General features: G+C 54.8%; 1 protein-coding gene. It reads left to right on the top strand.

Annotated elements, in window-relative coordinates; all coding sequences use genetic code 11:
- Positions 1-754 (top strand): transposase (locus AC1RQF_RS33400; protein WP_492874406.1); only part of this gene is annotated, 754 nt, incomplete at both ends.

Genomic DNA, 754 nt, shown 5'->3' with positions numbered 1-754 from the left:
ACCATCCGGCAGTGCTGCTGAAAATATACATCTACGGCTACCTAAACCGGATTCAATCAAGCCGACGCCTGGAGCGCGAATGTCAGCGCAATATCGAGCTGATGTGGCTGACTGGCCGCCTGGTGCCAGACTTCAAAACGATAGCTGACTTTCGACGCAACAACGGCGCAGGTATTCGCAACGTCTGTAGTCGGTTTGTCGTGTTGTGCCGCGATCTCAAGCTGTTCTCCCAGGCCATGGTCGCCATCGATGGAAGTAAGTTCAAGGCCTCCAATACACGCGACCGAAACTTTACGACGGGCAAGATCGATAAGCGGCAGCAGCAGATCGAGGAAAGCATCCATCGTTACCTGAGCGCATTAGAAACGGCAGATCGAACGCAGCCGCCCGAGGTGGAAGCCAGAACGACTCGACTCAAAGAGAAGATTGCTCAATTGCAGGGGCAAATGCGTCACCTTGAGCAGATCAAAGAGGAGTTGAAAACGCTGCCTGACGGACAGATCTCGCTGACGGATCCTGATGCACGCTCCATGGCGACCAGTGGCCGTGGTTCTGGGATGGTCGGCTACAACGTGCAGATCGCCGTAGATGCCAAGCACCATCTAATCGTTGCGCATGAAGTTACGAACGCGGGTAGTGACCGCGCGCAGCTAAGTCCAATGGCGCAAGCTGCTCGTGATGCCATGGGTAGAACCAAATTGAAGGCCATCGCTGATCGCGGGTATTACAGTGGCCCACAGATAAAGGCTTGCGA

The organism is Burkholderia sp. GW821-FHT14F03, from assembly GCF_058803765.1.
This window is presented reverse-complemented; position numbering and strand designations above follow the sequence as displayed.